Source organism: Bacillus sp. LBA3-1-1.1 (assembly GCF_040676495.1).
Classification (GTDB): Bacteria; Bacillota; Bacilli; order Bacillales; family Bacillaceae_G; genus Bacillus_A; species Bacillus_A nitratireducens.
This window is the reverse complement of sequence record NZ_JBEGIB010000011.1, coordinates 74,352-95,366: the sequence shown is the minus strand read 5'-3', so window position 1 is coordinate 95,366 and position 21,015 is coordinate 74,352. Positions and strand designations below refer to the sequence as shown.

At 36.7% G+C, this 21,015-nt stretch carries 19 protein-coding genes; all 19 read left to right on the top strand.

Features of this window, described 5'->3' with window-relative positions; all coding sequences use genetic code 11:
• Window positions 1–9 precede the first annotated feature (9 nt).
• The 19 genes from MRBLBA3_RS10905 (at window position 10) to MRBLBA3_RS10815 (ending at window position 20,871) form a co-directional block, all read left to right on the top strand.
• A complete protein-coding gene (locus MRBLBA3_RS10905; RefSeq protein WP_000730600.1) occupies window positions 10–1,086 on the top strand; it encodes a BMP family lipoprotein in 1,077 nt (358 codons plus the stop codon).
• Between the two features lie 108 nt (window positions 1,087–1,194).
• A complete protein-coding gene (locus MRBLBA3_RS10900; protein WP_000456923.1) occupies window positions 1,195–2,727 on the top strand; it encodes an ABC transporter ATP-binding protein in 1,533 nt (510 codons plus the stop codon).
• The gene (locus MRBLBA3_RS10895) at window positions 2,720–3,778 is read left to right on the top strand and encodes an ABC transporter permease (RefSeq protein ID WP_001074493.1); all 1,059 of its coding nucleotides are present in this window, start codon (window positions 2,720–2,722) and stop codon (window positions 3,776–3,778) included. The genes MRBLBA3_RS10900 and MRBLBA3_RS10895 overlap by 8 nt, the downstream gene beginning before the upstream one ends.
• Window positions 3,779–4,738 carry an ABC transporter permease gene (locus MRBLBA3_RS10890; RefSeq protein ID WP_000008059.1) on the top strand — a complete coding sequence of 320 codons (960 nt, stop codon included), beginning with the start codon at window positions 3,779–3,781 and terminating at the stop codon, window positions 4,736–4,738.
• A gap of 210 nt (window positions 4,739–4,948) precedes the next feature.
• Entirely contained in the window at window positions 4,949–6,223 is a 1,275-nt protein-coding gene (gene yfmF, locus MRBLBA3_RS10885) for an EF-P 5-aminopentanol modification-associated protein YfmF (RefSeq protein WP_098328013.1), read from the top strand.
• Window positions 6,224–7,510: an EF-P 5-aminopentanol modification-associated protein YfmH gene (gene yfmH / locus MRBLBA3_RS10880; RefSeq protein ID WP_000411957.1), complete on the top strand. Its 1,287-nt coding sequence runs from the start codon at window positions 6,224–6,226 to the stop codon at window positions 7,508–7,510.
• Window positions 7,511–7,626: 116 nt separating this feature from the next.
• Window positions 7,627–8,340: an elongation factor P 5-aminopentanone reductase gene (gene ymfI, locus MRBLBA3_RS10875; protein ID WP_000759587.1), complete on the top strand. Its 714-nt coding sequence runs from the start codon at window positions 7,627–7,629 to the stop codon at window positions 8,338–8,340.
• A 75-nt stretch (window positions 8,341–8,415) separates the two neighbouring features.
• Complete coding sequence (locus tag MRBLBA3_RS10870) at window positions 8,416–8,664, top strand: DUF3243 domain-containing protein (protein ID WP_000114449.1); 249 nt, start codon at window positions 8,416–8,418, stop codon at window positions 8,662–8,664.
• Window positions 8,665–8,803: 139 nt separating this feature from the next.
• The gene (locus tag MRBLBA3_RS10865) at window positions 8,804–9,589 is read left to right on the top strand and encodes a DUF3388 domain-containing protein (RefSeq protein WP_000574107.1); all 786 of its coding nucleotides are present in this window, start codon (window positions 8,804–8,806) and stop codon (window positions 9,587–9,589) included.
• 21 nt (window positions 9,590–9,610) lie between these two features.
• Window positions 9,611–10,552, top strand: coding sequence for a helix-turn-helix domain-containing protein (locus MRBLBA3_RS10860; RefSeq protein WP_363381246.1), 942 nt, complete (start codon window positions 9,611–9,613; stop codon window positions 10,550–10,552).
• Window positions 10,553–10,615: 63 nt separating this feature from the next.
• On the top strand, window positions 10,616–11,194 hold the full coding sequence (gene pgsA, locus MRBLBA3_RS10855) for a CDP-diacylglycerol--glycerol-3-phosphate 3-phosphatidyltransferase (RefSeq protein WP_001052979.1): 579 nt from the start codon (window positions 10,616–10,618) through the stop codon (window positions 11,192–11,194).
• Between the two features lie 21 nt (window positions 11,195–11,215).
• Window positions 11,216–12,454 carry a competence/damage-inducible protein A gene (locus tag MRBLBA3_RS10850; protein WP_363381233.1) on the top strand — a complete coding sequence of 413 codons (1,239 nt, stop codon included), beginning with the start codon at window positions 11,216–11,218 and terminating at the stop codon, window positions 12,452–12,454.
• A 143-nt stretch (window positions 12,455–12,597) separates the two neighbouring features.
• Entirely contained in the window at window positions 12,598–13,629 is a 1,032-nt protein-coding gene (gene recA / locus MRBLBA3_RS10845; protein ID WP_001283855.1) for a recombinase RecA, read from the top strand.
• Between the two features lie 482 nt (window positions 13,630–14,111).
• Window positions 14,112–15,674 (top strand): ribonuclease Y, encoded by a 1,563-nt coding sequence (gene rny / locus MRBLBA3_RS10840; protein WP_000099777.1) that lies wholly within the window; start codon window positions 14,112–14,114, stop codon window positions 15,672–15,674.
• A gap of 171 nt (window positions 15,675–15,845) precedes the next feature.
• Window positions 15,846–16,640 carry a TIGR00282 family metallophosphoesterase gene (locus MRBLBA3_RS10835; protein ID WP_001221088.1) on the top strand — a complete coding sequence of 265 codons (795 nt, stop codon included), beginning with the start codon at window positions 15,846–15,848 and terminating at the stop codon, window positions 16,638–16,640.
• 149 nt (window positions 16,641–16,789) lie between these two features.
• Window positions 16,790–17,050, top strand: a complete 261-nt coding sequence (spoVS, locus tag MRBLBA3_RS10830; RefSeq protein WP_000404341.1) for a stage V sporulation protein SpoVS — start codon at window positions 16,790–16,792, stop codon at window positions 17,048–17,050.
• 59 nt (window positions 17,051–17,109) lie between these two features.
• Window positions 17,110–18,033 carry a dipeptidase gene (locus tag MRBLBA3_RS10825; RefSeq protein WP_000688013.1) on the top strand — a complete coding sequence of 308 codons (924 nt, stop codon included), beginning with the start codon at window positions 17,110–17,112 and terminating at the stop codon, window positions 18,031–18,033.
• A gap of 227 nt (window positions 18,034–18,260) precedes the next feature.
• Window positions 18,261–20,018 (top strand): 2-oxoacid:acceptor oxidoreductase subunit alpha, encoded by a 1,758-nt coding sequence (locus tag MRBLBA3_RS10820; RefSeq protein ID WP_000625430.1) that lies wholly within the window; start codon window positions 18,261–18,263, stop codon window positions 20,016–20,018.
• The gene (locus MRBLBA3_RS10815) at window positions 20,005–20,871 is read left to right on the top strand and encodes a 2-oxoacid:ferredoxin oxidoreductase subunit beta (RefSeq protein WP_000190147.1); all 867 of its coding nucleotides are present in this window, start codon (window positions 20,005–20,007) and stop codon (window positions 20,869–20,871) included. Before MRBLBA3_RS10820 ends, MRBLBA3_RS10815 begins: the two co-directional genes overlap by 14 nt.
• The last annotated feature ends 144 nt before the right edge of the window (window positions 20,872–21,015 follow it).

The following is a 21,015-nucleotide window of genomic DNA, read 5'->3' as shown; positions in this document are numbered from 1 at the left end:
GTTTCTAGTATGAAGAAAAAAACAGGTCTTTTATTATCGTTAACGTTAGCAGCAAGTACAGTGTTAGGTGCATGTGGTAACTCGGATAAAGCGGATAGTGACAAAAAAGGGGATAAAGAGTTTAAGGTTGGTATGGTTACAGATGTTGGGGGCGTTGATGACAAATCATTCAACCAATCAGCTTGGGAAGGTTTAACGAAATTTGGTAAAGACAACGACTTAAAGAAAAATGAAGGATATCGTTACCTGCAATCAAGTAAAGATGCAGACTATATCCCGAATTTAACGAAATTTGCGAAAGATAATTATAACACAACATTTGGTATTGGTTACTTAATGGAAAAATCGATTGCAAAAGTAGCTGAACAGTATCCGAAAGAACAGTTTGCTATTGTAGATACAGTTGTGGATAAGCCAAACGTAACAAGTATTACATTTAAAGACCATGAAGGTTCATTCCTAGTTGGAGCTGTAGCAGCAATGACAACAAAATCAAATAAAGTAGGTTTTGTTGGTGGTGTGAAGAGTCCATTAATTACAAAATTTGAATCAGGTTTTAAAGCTGGTGCAAAAGCAGTAAATCCAAATATCGAAATTGTATCGCAATATGCTGATGCGTTTGATAAGCCAGAAAAAGGATCTGTATTAGCTTCAGCAATGTACGGTCAAGGTGTTGACGTAATTTATCACGCTTCAGGTGCAACTGGTAACGGTGTATTCACAGAAGCAAAAAACCGTAAGAAAAAAGGTGAAAACGTTTGGGTAATCGGTGTTGATCGTGACCAAAACCAAGAAGGTATGCCTGAAAACGTAACTTTAACTTCTATGGTAAAACGTGTTGATATTGCAGTAGCTAAAGTAGCGCAAGAAGCGAAAGATGGTAAGTTAAAAGGCGGTAAAATAGAAGAGTTCGGATTAAAAGATGACGGTGTTGGTATTGCGAAAACAACTGACAATGTGAAAAAAGTAAATCCAGAAATCTTAACAAAAGTAGAAGAGTTTGAGAAGAAAATTACTGCTGGTGAAATTAAAGTACCTGCAACTGACGAAGAATATAAAGCATATGAAGCTTCTCTAAAGAAATAATAATAGAGAAATAGCAAAGGTTAGTTCTTAGAACTAACCTTTGTATATATAAAAATACCTTTAATAGACTGCAATTGGGGAGTGTTCCCTGCTAGAAGGAGGAACAAAATGGAATACGTAATTGAGATGAACAATATTACAAAAGTATTCCCAGGCATTGTAGCGAATGATGATATTACGCTACAAGTAAAACAGGGAGAGATACACGCTTTACTTGGAGAAAATGGTGCAGGGAAATCAACGCTAATGAATGTACTGTTCGGTTTGTATCAACCAGAACAGGGAGAGATTAAAATTAAAGGGAAACCTGTAAAAATTACAAATCCGAATATAGCAAATGACCTTGGAATTGGGATGGTCCATCAGCATTTTATGCTTGTTCATAATTTTACAGTTACAGAGAATATTATTCTTGGAAATGAACCGAAGAGAAAAGGGAAAATCGCTGTTGAAGAGGCTGCAAAAGAAATTAAACAATTATCTGAACAGTACGGTTTAGCTGTTGATCCATATGCAAAGATTGAAGATATTTCGGTTGGGATGCAGCAAAGGGTTGAAATATTAAAGACACTTTATCGTGGTGCGGAGATTTTAATATTTGATGAACCTACTGCGGTATTAACCCCTCAAGAAATTAATGAATTGATTCAAATTATGAAAAAACTTGTACAAGAAGGAAAATCTATCGTTCTTATTACACATAAGTTGAAAGAGATTATGGAAGTTTGCGATCGTTGTACAATTATTCGTAAAGGTAAAGGGATTGGTACAGTTGACGTTGCGGAAATGGATGAACATAAACTTGCAGAATTAATGGTCGGACGTCAAGTGAATTTTAAAACAGAAAAAATAGAGGCTAAACCGAGAGAAGAGGTTTTATCTGTTTCGAGTATTGTCGTTCATGATGCACGCCAATTACCTGCTGTAAAAGGCCTTGACTTAACTGTTCGTGCAGGAGAAATTGTTGGGATTGCAGGGATTGATGGAAATGGACAAAGTGAATTAATAGAGGCGATTACTGGTTTACGAAAAGTTGAGTCAGGTTCTATTGCAATTAAAGGAAAAGAAATAACGAATTGGCCTGTTCGAAGAATTACAGAGGAAGGAATTGGTCATATTCCAGAAGACCGTCATAAACACGGGCTAGTGCTTGATTTTTCTGTTAAAGACAATATAGTTTTGCAAACGTACTATAAAAACCCATTTTCAAAGAAGGGGATTTTAAACTTTAGTAAAATCACAGAGAAAGCAAAGGCTCTTATTGAACAGTTTGATGTACGTACGCCTAGCGAACAAACATTAGCGCGTGCTCTATCAGGTGGAAATCAGCAGAAAGCTATCATTGCACGTGAAGTAGATCGAAATCCAGATTTATTAATTGCAGCACAACCAACACGTGGTTTAGATGTAGGGGCGATTGAATTTATTCATAAGAAGTTAATCGAGCAGAGAGATAAGGGGAAAGCGGTATTACTTCTATCGTTAGAACTGGATGAAATTTTAAATGTTAGCGATCGAGTTGCTGTTATATATGAAGGGGAAATTGTAGCGATTGTCGATGCAAAAGAAACAAATGAACAACAGCTTGGTTTGTTGATGGCTGGCGGAACGGAGAAAGAGAAGGTGAATACAAATGGCTAAAAAATTTTTAACGGAGCGAACAATTAATATTTTAGTTCCTGTATTATCCGTTATTTTTGGTTTACTTGTTGGTGCCATTGTAATGTTAGTTAGTGGATATGATCCAATTGTTGGGTATGCAGCGCTTTGGGAAGGAATGGTTGGGAATCCGCAAGCAATTGGTGAAACGTTACGTACGATGATTCCGCTTGTGCTAGCAGGACTTTCCGTGGCATTTGCATTTCGTACCGGTCTTTTTAACATTGGGGTAGAAGGACAATTATTAGTTGGGTGGCTTGCCGCTGTTTGGTTTGGTTATGCAGTATCGTTACCGGCATTTTTGCATATTCCATTATCTATTTTAGTAGCCGCGATTGCTGGTGGTTTATGGGGTTTTATACCTGGATATTTAAAAGGAAAGCTTAAAGTAAATGAAGTAATTGTAACAATTATGATGAACTATATTGCGCTTTATGTTACGTATGACCTTATTAAACGTTTTATACATGAAGGTAACGAGAAATCTTATGATGTACAAGCGAGTGCTTCATTAGCTTCTGATTGGCTATCTTCATTGACAGATGGATCTCGTTTGCACTGGGGAATTGTTGTAGCTATTATAATTGCTATTGTAATGTGGTTCTTGCTAGATAGAACTACGTTAGGATATGAGTTAAAATCGGTTGGTTTTAACCAAAATGCATCGCAATATGCAGGGATGAAAGTCTCTCGTAATGTTGTATTATCAATGACGATTGCTGGTGCTTTTGCTGGAATTGGTGGGGCAATGGAAGGTCTAGGAACATTCCAAAGTATGACGGCAATGACGTCGTTTACTGGTATTGGATTCGATGGGATTGCGGTAGCTCTTCTTGGAGGAAATAATCCGTTTGGTATATTATTATCGGCTTTACTGTTCGGTGGTTTGAAAAGTGCAGCCCCGCAAATGAATTTTGAAGCAGATGTACCTTCTGAGTTAATTAATGTTATTATTGCATGTATTATTTTCTTTGTTGCTTGCAGTTATGTTTTACGCTGGGCACTTACACGCATGAGCAAGGAGGGGAAATAAATGAGCTTTATAGATATTTTAGCCATTCTTGTGACTGGTACGTTATATACGGCAGCGCCACTTATTTTTACGGCGTTAGGTGGGGTGTTCAGTGAACGTTCTGGAGTTGTAAATATAGCATTAGAAGGCTTAATGTTATTTGGTGCATTTACTGGTATCGTTACAACGTTATTAATGGGTGATACGTGGGGAGCGATGACTCCTTGGATTGCGCTATTATTTGCAGCGATTGGTAGTGGGTTATTTGCACTTCTTCATGCGGTAGCATCTATTACATTCCGTGCGGATCAAGTAGTAAGTGGGGTAGCGATTAACTTCTTAGCTCTTGGTTTAACAGTATTTGCGATTAAGAAAATCTTTGGCAAAGGACAGACTGATTTCATTCAATACCGCATTGAAAAAATCGATGTTCCGGGCCTTTCGGATATTCCGGTAATCGGAAAAATCTTTTTCTCAAATGTACCGTTAACATCATATATTGCTATTATTTTAGCTTTTGTTGTCTGGTACATTATTTATAAAACGCCGTTCGGTCTTCGTCTTCGTGCAGTTGGTGAACATCCAATGGCAGCAGATACGATGGGGATTAATGTATATAAAATGCGTTATATTGCAGTTTGTATATCTGGAATGTTCGCAGGAGTGGGTGGTGCGGTCTTCGCAATGTCGATTTCTGGTAACTTCTCAGGTGCTACAATTACTGGACAAGGTTTCTTAGCATTAGCAGCTATGATTTTCGGTAAATGGAATCCACTAGGTGCCCTTGGAGCAGCTCTATTCTTCGGATTTGCTCAATCACTTGGGATAACAGGTGGTACAATTCCTGTATTAAAAGAAATTCCAAGTGTATTCTTAACGATATTACCGTATGTATTTACAATATTAGCACTTGTTGGTTTTGTAGGCCGATCTGAAGCTCCGAAAGCATTAGGAACGCCTTATGAAAAAGGAAAACGATGAGTATTTAGAAAGTATAAGAAAAGCTCGCACATTAGTGCGGGCTTTTTTACATAGAATATATTTAATACGGAAATTTACTATGTTCCTTACATATTAAATTTTTTAGAAAGACTCAATTGTAAGCATAATAAGGAAGAAAAGTTGATTTTTTATTTCTAAAAACTGTATATTGAAGAGGAATATTCCTACATACGTAAAGGAGGGCTATTAATGAAACTAATGGAACAGCAACTACATGAATTAGGTGGCTTGCGAGTACATATTATTCCGACTGATAAATATAAAACAAATACCTTTGTATTTCGTTTTAAAGCACCTTTAAATGAGGAGACGGTGACAGAGCGTGCCCTATTGCCATACGTATTGCAAAGTGCGACAGAAAAACTACCTTCTGTAATTCGCCTTCGTCAATATTTAGAAGAATTATATGGATCTTCTTTAGCGGTAGATGTAAGTAAGAAAGGGGAAGACCATATTATCTCTATTTATGTAGACATCGCAAATGAAACATATTTACGAGATGCACCACCGTTATTTGAAAAAGCGCTTTCTATGTTATCTAATATTGTTTTACATCCAGCAACAGAAGGCGAAGGTTTTCTACCTGCTATTGTAGAAAGTGAGAAACGAGCACTCTTGCAACGAATTGAGGCTACTTATGATGATAAAATGCGTTATGCAAACGAGCGTTTAATTGAAGAAATGTGCAAAGTAGAACCATATCGTTTAAGTGCAAATGGGAAAAAAGAAAGTGTTGCTTCTATTACAAATGAAAGTTTGTATCAATATTATCAAAAAGTGTTAGCTGAAGATGAAATGGATTTATATATTATTGGTGACATTTCAGAAGATGCTGTGGAGCTTGTAAATAAGTATTTTTCGATTTCGCCTCGTGTTGTGAAAGAAAGAAATGTACTTCTTCATAAACGAAATAATGAAGAGAAAGAAATTGTTGAAAAACAAGAACTAAAGCAAAGTAAATTAAATATCGGCTATCGCACATTCATTACGTATAAAGATGAAGATTATTTTGCACTGCAATTGTTTAACGGATTATTTGGAGGGTTTTCTCATTCAAAGTTATTCGTAAACGTCCGTGAAAAAAATAGTTTAGCGTACTATGCAGCATCAAGATTTGAAAGTCATAAAGGTTTGCTCTTCGTTATGTCTGGAATTGAAGCGAAGAACTTTGAAAAAGCGGTTGAAATTATTAAAGAACAGATGAAAGCAATGCAAAACGGTGATTTTTCAGAGGAAGAGATGCAACAAACAAAAAGTGTAATTCAAAATCAAATCTTAGAGGCTGTTGATACACCACGTGGTTTTGTTGAAATGCTTTATCATGGCGTTATTTCAGAGCGTACACGTCCAGTTGAAGAGTGGCTAACGGGTATAGAAGGCGTGACGAAAGAAGAAATTGTGAAAGTTGCTAATAATATTGAATTAGATACAATTTACTTTTTACATGGAACGGAGGGAGAATAAATGGAGAAGATTGTGTATGAGCAATTAAAAGAGACACTATATTATGAAAAACTTCCGAATGGATTAGATGTATACATTTTACCGAAACAAGGATTCAATAAAACATTTGCGACATTTACGACGAAGTACGGTTCTGTTGATAATACGTTTGTCCCACTTGGAAAAGAAGAAATGACTCGTGTGCCAGATGGGATTGCTCATTTTCTTGAGCATAAATTGTTCGAAAAGGAGGACCATGACGCATTTCAATTGTTTAGTAAACAAGGTGCTTCAGCAAATGCTTTTACGTCCTTTACGAGAACTGCTTACCTCTTTTCTTGTACATCAAATGTAGAGCAAAATTTAAATACGTTGTTAAATTTTGTTCAAGAACCGTATTTCTCGGAAAAAACGGTTGAAAAAGAAAAAGGTATTATCGGCCAAGAAATTCAAATGTACCAAGATAATCCAGATTGGCGTTTATATTTTGGATTAATCGATAGCTTGTTTGTGAAACATCCAATTAAAATTGATATTGCAGGGACGATTGAGTCTATTAGTAAAATTACAAAAGACCTATTGTATGAGTGTTATGAGACTTTTTACCATCCAAGCAATATGTTATTGTTTGTTGTTGGAGCGATTGATCCTGAAAAAACAATGGATTTAGTTCGTGAAAATCAAGAGAAAAAAGATTACGAAAACCAACCGGAAATCGTTCGTTCTTTTGAAGAGGAACCAGAAGAAGTAAATGAAAAGAAAAAGATTATTTCAATGCCTGTTCAAACTCCAAAATGTTTAGTCGGTATTAAAGCAACGAATTTACAAGAAAAAGGGCAAGCTCTTTTAAAACAAGAAATTGCGCTTACATTACTTTTAGATTATTTATTTGGAAAAGGGTCAGTTCATTATGAATCTTTATATAATGAAGGTCTTATTGATGATTCGTTCTCGTATGACTATACAGAAGAAAATAACTTCGGTTTTGCGATGGTTGGTGGAGATACGAAGCAACCTGATGAATTGGCAGATCGATTAAAAGGTATTTTACTACAAACGAATTATGATCAGTTAGATGAGGCTGCGCTGGAACGGGTGAAGAAAAAGAAAATAGGTGGATTTTTACGATCATTGAATTCACCTGAATATATTGCAAATCAGTTTACACGATATGCGTTTAATGAATCTAGTTTATTTGATGCTCTTACAGTGTTAGAAGGATTAACTGTTCAAGATCTACAACAAGCAGCAAAAACATTATTAATTGAAGAGAAAATGAGCGTCTGCCAAGTACTTCCAAAAAAATAAATTGATATTTGAATAAAAAACGCAGTATCTATATCCCTCATCTAACGTTTGGTTATTGCCAAATGGTAAGATGAGGGTATTATTTATTTATACATAAAAGATAAGAGAGGGAACTTATGAAAAAGTATGCATTAGTAACTGGAGGGAGCGGAGGGATTGGCTCTGCTATTTCGAAGCAGTTAATCGAGGATGGTTATACAGTCTATATTCATTACAATAAAAGCGAAGAGAAGGTAAGGGAGTTACAGAAGGAATTTGATGTAGTGATTCCTGTGCAAGCAAATTTAGCTTCTAGAGATGGAGCAGAGGAATTGTGGGCGCAAATCGAACATCCTATTGATGTTATTGTATACGCAGCTGGAAAGAGTATTTTTGGATTAGTAACAGATGTTACAAATGAAGAATTAGATTATATGGTCGAGCTTCAAGTGAAGAGTGTATATAGACTTCTTTCGATGGCGCTTCCATCGATGATCGGGCGGAGAAGTGGAAATGTTGTTGTTATTTCATCCATTTGGGGGCAAATAGGAGCATCTTGTGAGGTGCTGTACTCAATGGTAAAAGGTGCACAAAATTCATATGTGAAAGCTTTAGCGAAAGAAGTTTCTTTAAGTGGATTACGTGTGAATGCAATAGCACCAGGTGCTATTGAAACGGAAATGTTAAGTGTCTTTTCAGAAGAAGATAAAATGGGAATTGCTGAAGATATACCATTAGGTAGAATCGGTTTACCAGAAGAGGTAGCAAAGACAGTGTCGTTTCTCGTATCACCAGGAGCATCTTACATAACGGGGCAAATTATTGGAGTCAATGGCGGTTGGCATTGTTAAAAATTTCTTACATAAAAAACAAAAAAATGTACAAATTAAGCATGATTCTATTACTCAATAGTGAGGTGCTTAAACATGTCAGTGTTAGATAATTTTGATCAGTGGAAGAGCTTTTTGGGAGAACGTTTAGAACAAGCGGGGGGGAAAGGGCTTGATGGTGGTGCCGTATCAGATATGGCATTTCGTGTTGGAGATTATTTAGCTAATGAAGTAGAAGCGCGCAACGATCAAGAAAAATTATTGTCTGAGCTTTGGAAAGTTGCTGATGAACAAGAGCAACATACAATCGCAAATTTAATGGTGAAGTTTGTACAACATAAGTAAAAGTAGAGAGGAGAAACTCCTCTCTACTTTTTTTGTATAATAATTAAGAGGGATAGATTATACATTTAGCTTCCCTATTAAGATGAAATCATATAATATAGTACGTAGGTGTAAAGTAAGCGTGGGGGAGTGATCTTGGATGATTGAATGGTATTTTGAATATGAAATACATAAAAACCGACCTGGCTTACTTGGTGACGTTTCTTCGTTAATCGGTATGCTTGGCATCAATATTGTCACAATTAATGGTGTAGATAATGCACGACGTGGACTTCTGCTTATGTGTGATAATCAAGAGCAAATCTCTAGACTTGAATCAATTCTAAATACGATGGATAATATAACGGTAACGAAATATCGTCCGCCAAAGCTTAGAGATAAGCTAGCAGTTAGACATGGTAGGTACATACAACGAGATGCAGATGATAAGAAGACATTTCGATTTGTACGTGATGAATTAGGATTACTTGTAGACTTTATGGCGGAGATAATGAAAAAAGAAGGTCATAAGCTAATTGGGATACGAGGAATGCCTCGTGTCGGAAAAACAGAATCCATTGTTGCCGCAAGTGTTTGTGCAAATAAGAGATGGCTATTCGTATCATCGACTCTTATTAAGCAAACTGTACGTAGCCAATTGATTGAAGATGAGTATAGCGACGATAATATTTTCATACTAGATGGAATTGTATCAACAAAGCGTGCAAATGAAAGACATTGGCAGCTTGTTCGTGAAATCATGAGGTTGCCTGCAACGAAAGTTGTGGAACATCCAGATGTATTTGTGAGTCAGTCGGAATACACATTGGATGATTTTGATTATATTATCGAATTGCGTAACGATTATGATGAAGAAATTCAATATAATTTAGTAGATGAAATTGAGCAAGGTACGCAAAATAATTTCTCTATGTTTGACTTTTAAAGAAATATTGAGGTGTTAGTAGTGACGGAATTAGGACAAAAGCTGACAGAAGCAAGAGAAGCGAAAGGCTTGTCTATTGATCAGCTGCATGAAATTACAAAAATTCAAAAACGCCATTTAGTAGCGATTGAAGAAGGCAATTATAATGTATTGCCAGGAGCTTTTTATGCGCGTGCATTCATTAAACAATACGCAGATGCGGTTGGATTAAATGGAGAGGAACTGCTTGTAGAATATCAGAGTACGATACCACAATCTGAAAAACACGATGTTCCACAAGTATCAACTGGACAGAAAACACAAGAAACAATGCAAAAATCTTCATCATGGCCAATTGCAGATCATATGCCGAAAATTTTGATTGCGTTATTAGTGATTGCATTTGGAGTGGTAGTATGGTTTGTTATTCAAGCGTTAACTGGAAAAGATGATAGGCAAGTTCCAAATGCTCAAAGTGAGAAAATTGAAGTTCAAAAAGCAAAAAATTCTCCGCTAGATACGAAGAAAGATGAAGAGAAAGCGGAAGAACCAAAAAAAGAAGAACCAAAAAAAGAAGAGCCAAAGAAAGAAGAGCCAAAGAAAGAAGAGCCAAAGAAAGAGGAACAACCAGCACAACCAACTGGACAGCAAGAGGTAAAAGTAGTTGGAACAACTGGTAAGGTATCTACTTTGGAAATTCATAATAATAAAACATTAGAACTGGAAATATCGGGTAAAGGTGCGAGTTATGTAGATGTTAAAGATGATGCTGGGAACGAAATTCTAAACACTACAGTACAAGGTGGCCAAATAGAAAAACGTGATTTATCAACAGTAAAAGAAGTGCGACTTAATATTGGAAATGCAACGAATGTTGAAGTTAAACTGAATGGTCAAGTGGTTGCTTTCCCATTGGATCCAGAAAAAGAACTTCACCAAAGATTGGTGATAAAAAACCAAGGGATAGGGCAACCTGCACAATAACAGTCATCGCTTCGATGACTTTTTTCAATGAACAAATGTTTTTGATATGATGGAGGAATAGCTGTGAATTTACCAAATAAAATTACAATATCTAGAATCTTCTTAATTCCAATTTTTATGGTAATTATGTTAGTGCCCTTTGAATGGGGCTCATTTATAATTGGTGATGTAGAGTTACCAATTCAACATTTAGTAGGGGCACTTATCTTTATTGTCGCTTCGGCTACAGATTGGATTGATGGACATTATGCAAGAAAGTATAATCTTGTAACGAATTTAGGGAAGTTCCTTGACCCGTTAGCAGATAAACTACTTGTTTCGGCAGCACTTATCACATTGGTAGAAATGCAATATGTACCTGCTTGGATCGTTATTGTAATTATAAGCCGTGAGTTTGCAGTAACAGGTTTACGCCTTGTACTTGCTGGGACAGGGGAAGTAGTGGCAGCAAATCAGTTAGGGAAAATTAAGACATGGACACAAATTATTGCGATTGCAGCGTATTTATTACACGATGTACCTTTAAATTTAATCCATATCCCAGTTGCTGATATTTTCATATGGATTGCATTAATCTTTACTGTTATTTCAGGATGGGATTATTTCTGGAAAAATAGGGCTGCTTTTGTAAACTCAAAATAGAAGTTTTATGGGGGAATTGGGATGAATGCTGAGATTATTGCGGTTGGAACTGAATTGTTACTTGGACAAATTGCAAATACAAATGCCCAGTTTTTATCTGAAAAGTTAGCTTCAATTGGAATAAATGTGTACTATCATACTGTTGTGGGTGATAATAACAAGCGATTACAAAAGGCAATTGAATTGGCTGAAGAGCGCGCTGATATGCTTATTTTCACAGGCGGATTAGGGCCGACAAAAGACGATTTGACGAAAGAAACAATAGCGTCTAGCTTAGGTGAAGAGCTTGTGTATGATGAAACAGCATTAACGTCCATAAGCGATTATTTTAAGCGTACAGGCCGTGAATTTACGGAAAATAATAAAAAGCAGGCGCTCGTTCTAAGTGGATCGACTGTATTTGCGAATGATCACGGTATGGCACCTGGCATGGGTTTAAATAAAAACGGAAAAGTTTATATTTTATTACCAGGGCCGCCAAAAGAAATGAAGCCGATGTATGTAAGTTACGTAGAGCCTTTTTTACGTAACTTTACAACAGAGGAAAATATTTATTCTCGCGTTCTTCGCTTTTTCGGTATTGGGGAATCTCAATTAGAGGTAAAAGTTCAAGATTTAATTGATGGACAAACGAACCCGACCATTGCACCACTCGCAAATGATGGAGAAGTGACATTGCGTTTAACTGCAAAACATCATGATGCGAATGAGGCGGAGAAACTAATTCAACATGTGGAAAATTTGATTTTAGAAAGAGTAGGAGAATTTTTCTACGGATATGACCAAGATTTTCTTCATTACAAGGCAATAGAGTTATTGAAGCAAAAAGGGTTAACTTTAGCATGTGCAGAAAGTTTAACAGGCGGTCTCTTTGGAAATCAAGTAACAGAAAATGCGGGTGTTTCGTCTGTGTTTAAAGGCGGAGTCATTTGTTATCAAAATGAAGTGAAGCAACAAATTTTACGTGTACCTGAAGAAGTGTTACGTACTGACGGCGCGGTTAGTAAACAATGTGCTCGTTATCTTGCTGAAAATGTAAAGAAACTGTTAAAAGCAGATATTGGAATTAGCTTTACTGGGGTGGCAGGACCTGATGCTTCGGAGTATAAAGAACCAGGAACAGTATTTGTTGGATTGGCGATTAAGGATGAACCGACTGAAGTCTTCCCTCTTAATTTAAGTGGAAGTCGTCAACAAATTAGAGAACGCTCTACAAAATATGGGTTTTATCATTTATACAAAAAACTAGAAGAGATATAAGTTTCTTCTGGTTTTTTTTGTGGGAAAATCTAGTTTGATTCGATATAAAATAAAAAAATCGAATAAATGTTCGATTTTTGTTGGCAAATTGAATTGAAAATAGGTATAATAAGATTAGCAGTTCAGTTAAGGAGGAGTTATGAATGAGTGATCGTCAAGCGGCATTAGATATGGCGTTAAAACAAATAGAGAAGCAATTCGGTAAAGGTTCAATTATGAAATTAGGAGAACAAGCGGAGCGTAGAATTTCTACAATTTCAAGTGGTTCTTTAGCACTAGATGTGGCACTAGGGGTAGGCGGATACCCACGTGGCCGTATTATTGAAATTTACGGACCTGAAAGTTCAGGTAAAACAACAGTTTCATTACATGCAATCGCGGAAGTACAGCGACAAGGTGGACAAGCAGCATTTATCGATGCGGAGCATGCGATGGATCCTGTTTATGCACAAAAATTAGGTGTTAACATCGATGAATTACTATTATCACAGCCTGATACAGGGGAGCAAGGACTAGAAATCGCAGAAGCACTTGTACGAAGTGGCGCGGTTGATATTATCGTAATTGACTCTGTAGCAGCTCTTGTACCGAAAGCTGAGATCGAAGGGGACATGGGTGACTCTCACGTTGGTTTACAAGCACGTTTAATGTCACAAGCACTTCGTAAACTTTCAGGTGCAATCAACAAATCAAAAACAATCGCAATCTTTATCAACCAAATTCGTGAAAAAGTTGGGGTTATGTTCGGAAACCCAGAAACAACTCCAGGTGGTCGTGCGTTGAAATTCTATTCAACTGTCCGTCTTGAAGTGCGTCGTGCTGAGCAGTTAAAACAAGGTAACGACATCGTTGGTAATAAAACGAAAGTAAAAGTAGTTAAAAATAAAGTAGCACCACCATTCCGTGTTGCTGAAGTTGATATTATGTACGGAGAAGGTATTTCAAGAGAAGGTGAAATCTTAGATATGGCTTCTGAACTTGATATCGTGCAAAAGAGTGGTGCTTGGTACTCTTATAATGAAGAACGCTTAGGACAAGGTCGTGAGAATTCGAAGCAATTCTTAAAAGAGAATACGGATTTAAGAGAGGAAATTGCCTTCTTTGTTCGTGAACATCATGGAATTGGTGAAGACTCTGGTGTTGAAGACACGGAAGATTCAACCCTTCAAGATTAAAAATAAAAGACACGGAATCGTGTCTTTTATTTTTAAATTTGCTATGAAAGCGTTGTATATAGTTGGAGATAAAATATTTATTCTAACCAAAAGGCTATGTGTAAAGAGGAATATTCATATATTTTACGTGAAGACAATGGGATTTACTAAGGTTTTCCAGGATAATATGCTACCTACTTTTCGAATTCAGATAAGATTCAGGGCTGAAGGTAAAGAAAGTAAAAGTAGACAACGCTTGACAATGAAAATTGCGATAGATACAATGAGAATGTATATTTTTTCTTATATACGATATACTCTTCTCAAGAAGAGAAGTAATATTCGGAGTAAGACTTAAATCTTGCCGAAATAATAATATGACATTTTAATTGTGAAATGAAGAAAGTCCCTTAAAAAAGCGGGACGACGGTCTTTGCTGTACGTTGCTATTCAATGTACATGCCGACAGTCTTTTTTCATTCATAGCAAGGGGAGGTGAAATCATGAGTAGTACAGTTTGGATACTCATCTCCATTTTGCTTGCAACAGTCGGTGCAGTTGTTGGCTTTTTTGTTCGAAAGTCTATTGCTGAAGCGAAGATTAATGGTGCAACTAATGAAGCGAAACGTATTCTAGACGAAGCGAATCGTGAAGCAGAAGCACTTAAGAAAGAAGCGCTTTTAGAAGCAAAGGATGAAATTCATACACTTCGTACAGAAGCTGAATTAGAAATTCGTGACCGTAGAAGCGAATTACAAAAACAAGAAAATCGTTTAATGCAAAGAGAAGAGAACCTTGATCGTAAAGACGAAACGCTCGATAAGCGCGAGCAACAGTTGGAAAAGAAAGAGGATTCTCTTGTAGCGAAACAACAACAGATTGAAGAGTTGGAAAGCAAAGTGGGAGAGTTAGTTCAAAAGCAACAAACAGAATTAGAGCGCATTTCCAATCTGACACGCGAACAAGCGAAAGCAATTATTCTTGGTAAAGTAGAAAGTGAAGTTTCTCATGAAATTGCCGTTATGGTAAAAGAAAGTGAAGTTCGTGCGAAAGAAGAAGCGGATAAGAAAGCAAAAGAGATTTTATCTCTTGCAATGCAAAGATGTGCAGCTGATCATGTTGCTGAAACAACCGTTTCGGTTGTAAATCTTCCAAACGACGAAATGAAGGGACGTATTATCGGACGTGAAGGTCGTAATATTCGTACGCTAGAAACGTTAACAGGTATTGACCTTATTATCGATGATACACCAGAAGCGGTAATTCTATCTGGATTCGACCCGATTCGTCGTGAAACAGCTCGTATCGCTCTTGATAAACTAGTACAGGACGGACGTATTCACCCAGCGCGTATTGAAGAGATGGTCGAAAAATCAAGACGTGAAGTGGACGAGTATATTCGTGAAGTCGGAGAGCAAACAACGTTTGAAGTGGGTGTTCATGGCTTACATCCAGATTTAATTAAGATTTTAGGTCGTTTAAAATACCGTACAAGTTATGGACAAAACGTCTTAAAACACTCTATGGAAGTTGCATATTTAACTGGACTTATGGCAGCGGAGCTTGGTGAGGATGAAAAACTAGCAAGACGTGCTGGTCTATTACATGATATCGGAAAAGCAATTGATCATGAAGTAGAAGGTAGTCACGTTGAAATTGGTGTTGAACTCGCAACGAAATATAAAGAGCATCCTGTTGTAATAAACAGTATCGCATCTCACCATGGTGACACAGAACCAACTTCTATCATTGCAGTTCTAGTTGCAGCAGCAGATGCATTATCAGCTGCAAGACCGGGAGCTCGTAGTGAAACACTTGAGAACTACATTCGTCGTCTTGAGAAGTTAGAAGAAATTTCAGAGTCTTATGAAGGCGTAGAAAAATCTTTCGCAATTCAAGCAGGACGTGAAGTTCGTATTCTGGTAAAACCAGATACAATTGATGATTTAGAAGCTCATCGTTTAGCTCGTGATATTCGAAAACGTATTGAAAATGAACTGGATTATCCAGGACATATTAAAGTTACTGTTATTCGTGAAACACGTGCAGTGGAATACGCAAAATAAAGTGGTGAAACACCACTTTATTTTTTTGTGTTGGAATTGGGTAAAATAAAATTATTTATGAGAAGTATGCAAGTGAAAGAAACTTATAATAGGTAAATTTTTAATATTATAAGGAAATTGCTTGTTAGAGTAAGGTAATAAAAAATGCAGTACATAGAAAGGGTAAGACATATGAGAATATTATTTGTTGGGGATGTAGTAGGATCTCCTGGTAGAGACATGATTCAACAGTACGTACCGGCATTAAAGAAAAAATATACACCTACAGTAACAATCATTAATGGAGAAAATGCTGCGGGTGGACGTGGAATTACGGAAAAAATATATCGAAACTTTTTGGAGTGCGGGGCACAGGCAGTTACGCTTGGAAACCATGCTTGGGATAATCGTGAAGTATTTGAATTTATTGATGATGCCAAATATCTTGCAAGACCAGCTAACTTCCCAGAAGGAACGCCAGGGAAAGGTCTTATCTTTGTGAACTGTAACGGAACAGAAGTTGCAGTAATTAACTTACAAGGACGTACTTTCCTACCTCCAATTGATTGTCCATTCCGAAAAGTGGATGAATTAATCAATATTGCAAAAAAACGTACGAATATTATCTTTGTTGATTTTCATGCTGAAACAACAAGTGAGAAGCAGGCGTTAGGTTGGTACGTAGATGGTCGTGCTACAGCTGTAGTAGGTACACATACACACGTTCCTACAGCTGATAATCGTATTTTACCAAGCGGAACAGCTTATATTACAGATGTTGGTATGACAGGACCGTATGATGGTATTTTAGGTATGGATCGCGAAGCGGTATTGAAGAAGTTTTTAACGAACTTACCAGTACGTTTTGAGGTAACGAATGGCAGAACGCAATTAAGTGCAGTTTTAATCGATGTGGATCCAAATACAGGGAAAGCGAAGAAAATTGAACGCATTTTAATTAATGATGATCAGCCGTTTTTTGAGTAATTTTTAACGAAAAGTTAGAGAAGTCATTATATTTTAATTTTTTAGAAAAATTACAGGGATTTAGCAGGAATACGTGCCATTCCTCGTGAATATAAGTTAAAGTGAAATAATTGCTATTACTTTTTATAAAAACGAGGAGGAAACGCGGAATGGAAATATTAAAAGTTAAAGCAACGTCGGTCCCTAATTCTGTAGCTGGTGCACTTGCAGGTGTTATTCGCGAACGCGGAACAGCAGAAATTCAAGCTATTGGTGCAGGTGCATTGAACCAAGCGGTAAAGGCAGTAGCAATTGCAAGAGGATTTGTAGCGCCTAGTGGTTTGGATCTGATTTGTATCCCAGCGTTTACAGATATTATGATCGATGGCGAAGAGCGTACGGCAATAAAATTAATTGTAGAACCTCGTTAAGTTGAAACAACCTGTTTGCATGTATGCAAACAGGTTGTTTTTATAGTGGAGGAATGAATATGAAAATTTTTGATGCTCATTGCGATGTACTCTTTCAGTTATGGAGTGCAAAGGGAAAAAAAGACTTTCAAAACGATTCACAATTACATATTACATTTGAACAATTAAAGAAAAGAAAAGGAAGTATACAATGCTTTGCGATATATATACCAGAAACAGTAGCGTATGAAAAGCGCTTTGAAGTTGCACTGCAAATGATAGATATTTTTCATAGTGAAATTCTATCGCTACCAGGAATGAAGTTTATTCAGACAAAAAACGATATTAACATGCTAAAACAGGACGAGATTGGAGCGTTATTAACATTAGAAGGATGCGAAGCGATTGGAAAAGAAGCGATGAAATTACGTTTGTTTTATCGCTTAGGTGTACGTTCCTTTGGATTAACATGGAACTATGCTAATTTATTAGCTGATGGGGCGCTAGAGACACGTGGTGCAGGCTTAACTACATTTGGTAGACAAGTTGTACAAGAACTTAATATGTTAGATTTATGGACCGATGTGTCTCATTTAAATGAAAGAAGCTTTTGGGATGTTATAGAAATAGCTAAAAACCCAATTGCATCTCACTCAAACTGTTATCAACTTTGTGGGCATCCACGCAATTTAACCGATGAACAAATAAGAGCTCTCATAAAGAAAAATAGCATTATTGGTATTACATTCGTACCGCAGTTTTTAACGAATGAAAGACAAGCGAATATAGCAGATATATTAAGACATGTGGAATATATTTGTTCATTAGGTGGAGAAAAAAATATAGGATTCGGTTCTGATTTTGATGGAATTTTAGAAACTGTTGTAGGTGTAGAAGCATACAGGGATTATGAAAATATAATTAATCACCTGTGTAAAAAGTATAGTGAATCAACTGTAGATCGATTTTTGTATAAAAATTTTGTTGACTGTGTAACGTTCTAAAGATTGTGTTTTAAAAATTCAGAAAAATTAAAATGAATTCACTTGAATTTATTGATTTTTTTAAGACCTAATACTAGAATGGAAAACGAAATAGCTTTATACTAAAGATTCAGGGAAATCAGAAGAGGCATAATTTGCGTCCATTGTAGTTTATTTGTATAAAAAATGCTAAACTAATACTGTAAAAAAATACACTACAATGAATGCAGCCAAAAGGGGTGTAGGAGATGATTAGTCAACTTTCATGGAAAGTTGGAGGCCAACAAGGTGAAGGAATTGAAAGTACAGGGGAAATCTTCTGTATTGCATTAAACCGATTAGGATATTACCTATACGGTTACCGCCACTTCTCATCACGTATTAAAGGCGGCCATACAAATAATAAAATTCGTGTAAGTACAACAGAAGTACGCGCGATCTCAGATGATTTAGATATTTTAATTGCTTTTGATCAAGAAACAATTGATTTTAACTTCCACGAACTACGTCCGGGTGGAATTGTAGTTGCGGATGCAAAATTTAATCCAACAATACCTGATAATACAGATGTAAATCTATATGTGATACCGTTTACAGATATTGCTTCAGAGTTAGGCACATCATTAATGAAAAACATGGTTGCTGTTGGGGCATCTAGTGCGGTATTAGGATTAGACGAAACAGCGTATTTAGAGGTTGTTGAAGAAATCTTTGGTCGTAAAGGAGAGCAAGTCGTTCAAAAGAATATGGAAGCCATTAAACGCGGCTCTCAATATATGAAAGAATTGCTTGGTGAAAAAGTAAACATGATGCAGCTTGAAAAAGCTGACGGTAAGAAACGCATGTTTATGATTGGAAACGACGCAATCGCATTTGGTGCAGTAGCTGGTGGTGCTCGCTTTATGTCTGCATATCCAATCACACCTGCATCTGAAATTATGGAATACTTAATTAAAAAGTTACCGAAAGTCGGCGGGACAGTAATCCAAACTGAGGATGAAATCGCAGCTTGTACAATGGCAATCGGTGCAAACTACGCTGGTGTTCGTACATTAACAGCATCTGCTGGTCCTGGTCTTTCTTTAATGATGGAAGCAATAGGTTTAGCAGGTATTACTGAAACACCGCTAGTTATCATTGATACACAACGTGGTGGTCCAAGTACGGGCTTACCAACAAAACAAGAGCAGTCTGACTTAATGGCTATGATTTACGGAACGCATGGTGAAATTCCAAAGATCGTAATGGCGCCAAGTACAGTTGAAGAAGCTTTCTATGATATTGTAGAAGCGTTTAATTTAGCAGAAGAATATCAAGTGCCTGTTATCTTCTTAACAGATCTACAGCTTTCTTTAGGAAAGCAAACAGTAGAACCACTTAAGTTAGATAAAGTTGAAATTCGTCGCGGTAAGCTTGATTTAGAAGTAGAATTACCAGAACGTGAAAATAAAGCATACTTCAAGCGTTATGAAGTAACAGAAGATGGAATTTCACCACGTGTTTTACCTGGTATGAAAAATGGTATTCACCATGTTACAGGTGTAGAACATGATGAAACGGGTAAACCATCTGAATCAGCGTTAAATCGTAAAGATCAAATGGACAAACGTTTCCGTAAAATGGCGAACTTGCAGTTTAATACCCCTATTTACAAAAATGCTAAGCATGATGACGCAGACGTATTGTTAGTTGGCTTTAACTCAACTCGTGGTGCGATCGAAGAGGCAATGCAGCGTTTGGAACAAGAAGGAATGAAAGTAAACCATGCCCATGTACGTTTAATTCATCCGTTCCCAACAGCTGAAATCGATCCACTTGTGAAAAAAGCGAAGCGTGTTGTAGTAGTAGAAAACAATGCAACTGGTCAGCTTGCTAACATTATGAAAATGAATCTTGGCAGTGGTGAGAAAATTTCTAGTCTTTTAAAATACGATGGAAATCCATTCTTGCCGAAAGAGATTTACAACGAATGCAAAAAAGGGGTTGTATTAAATGGCAACATTTAAGGACTTTCGTAACAGTGTAAAACCAAACTGGTGCCCAGGTTGCGGAGACTTCTCGGTGCAGGCTGCGATTCAGCGTGCGGCAGCTAACGTTGGTTTAAATCCAGATGAGCTAGCTGTTATTTCTGGTATCGGCTGTTCAGGTCGTATTTCAGGGTATATTAATTCATATGGTTTGCATAGTATTCACGGACGTGCTCTTCCGATTGCACAAGGTGTAAAAATGGCAAATCGTGATTTAACAGTTATTGCATCCGGTGGTGACGGTGATGGTTTTGCGATTGGTATGGGACATACGATCCATTCTATTCGTCGTAACATTGATATTACGTACATCGTAATGGATAACCAAATTTACGGATTAACAAAAGGTCAAACTTCACCACGTAGTGAAGCTGGATTTAAAACGAAAAGTACACCACAAGGTTCAATTGAACCATCACTAAATGTTATGGAAATGGCTTTAACAGCTGGTGCGACATTTGTGGCGCAAAGCTTTTCAAGTGATTTAAAAGAATTAACGCAAATTATTGAAGCTGGTATTAACCATAAAGGCTTTTCATTAATTAATGTATTTAGTCCATGTGTTACTTACAATAAAGTAAATACTTATGATTGGTTTAAAGAGAATTTAACGAAACTAAGTACAGTAGAAGGATATGATCCATCTAACCGCATGATGGCTATGCAAACATTAATGGAAAAGAACGGGTTAGTAACAGGTTTAATTTATCAGAATACAAAGCAACCTTCATACCAAGAACTTGTAAAAGGCTATAGTGAGAAGCCTTTAGTGCAAGCTGATTTAAATATGGATCAAAAAATGTTTGATGAACTTGTTGCTGAATTTATGTAATATAAGAAGAGGAGGTTGCCATTTGGTAACCTTTTTTTATGAGTAAAAAATATAGGGTAGTCTTATTTACTTAGAAAATTCAGAATGGTAAAATAATATATAAATCGTTGTATGAAAATGGCGAGTTCATTGCTGATGAAATGT

What these genes read in the sequence shown, in the direction of transcription:
- MRBLBA3_RS10905 (WP_000730600.1), top strand. Translation starts at nt 10, where the DNA reads ATGAAGAAAAAAACAGGTCTTTTATTATCGTTAACGTTAGCAGCAAGT.
- MRBLBA3_RS10900 (WP_000456923.1), top strand. Translation starts at nt 1,195, where the DNA reads ATGGAATACGTAATTGAGATGAACAATATTACAAAAGTATTCCCAGGC.
- MRBLBA3_RS10895 (WP_001074493.1), top strand. Translation starts at nt 2,720, where the DNA reads ATGGCTAAAAAATTTTTAACGGAGCGAACAATTAATATTTTAGTTCCT.
- MRBLBA3_RS10890 (WP_000008059.1), top strand. Translation starts at nt 3,779, where the DNA reads ATGAGCTTTATAGATATTTTAGCCATTCTTGTGACTGGTACGTTATAT.
- yfmF (WP_098328013.1), top strand. Translation starts at nt 4,949, where the DNA reads ATGAAACTAATGGAACAGCAACTACATGAATTAGGTGGCTTGCGAGTA.
- yfmH (WP_000411957.1), top strand. Translation starts at nt 6,224, where the DNA reads ATGGAGAAGATTGTGTATGAGCAATTAAAAGAGACACTATATTATGAA.
- ymfI (WP_000759587.1), top strand. Translation starts at nt 7,627, where the DNA reads ATGAAAAAGTATGCATTAGTAACTGGAGGGAGCGGAGGGATTGGCTCT.
- MRBLBA3_RS10870 (WP_000114449.1), top strand. Translation starts at nt 8,416, where the DNA reads ATGTCAGTGTTAGATAATTTTGATCAGTGGAAGAGCTTTTTGGGAGAA.
- MRBLBA3_RS10865 (WP_000574107.1), top strand. Translation starts at nt 8,804, where the DNA reads ATGATTGAATGGTATTTTGAATATGAAATACATAAAAACCGACCTGGC.
- MRBLBA3_RS10850 (WP_363381233.1), top strand. Translation starts at nt 11,216, where the DNA reads ATGAATGCTGAGATTATTGCGGTTGGAACTGAATTGTTACTTGGACAA.
- recA (WP_001283855.1), top strand. Translation starts at nt 12,598, where the DNA reads ATGAGTGATCGTCAAGCGGCATTAGATATGGCGTTAAAACAAATAGAG.
- rny (WP_000099777.1), top strand. Translation starts at nt 14,112, where the DNA reads ATGAGTAGTACAGTTTGGATACTCATCTCCATTTTGCTTGCAACAGTC.
- MRBLBA3_RS10835 (WP_001221088.1), top strand. Translation starts at nt 15,846, where the DNA reads ATGAGAATATTATTTGTTGGGGATGTAGTAGGATCTCCTGGTAGAGAC.
- spoVS (WP_000404341.1), top strand. Translation starts at nt 16,790, where the DNA reads ATGGAAATATTAAAAGTTAAAGCAACGTCGGTCCCTAATTCTGTAGCT.
- MRBLBA3_RS10825 (WP_000688013.1), top strand. Translation starts at nt 17,110, where the DNA reads ATGAAAATTTTTGATGCTCATTGCGATGTACTCTTTCAGTTATGGAGT.
- MRBLBA3_RS10820 (WP_000625430.1), top strand. Translation starts at nt 18,261, where the DNA reads ATGATTAGTCAACTTTCATGGAAAGTTGGAGGCCAACAAGGTGAAGGA.
- MRBLBA3_RS10815 (WP_000190147.1), top strand. Translation starts at nt 20,005, where the DNA reads ATGGCAACATTTAAGGACTTTCGTAACAGTGTAAAACCAAACTGGTGC.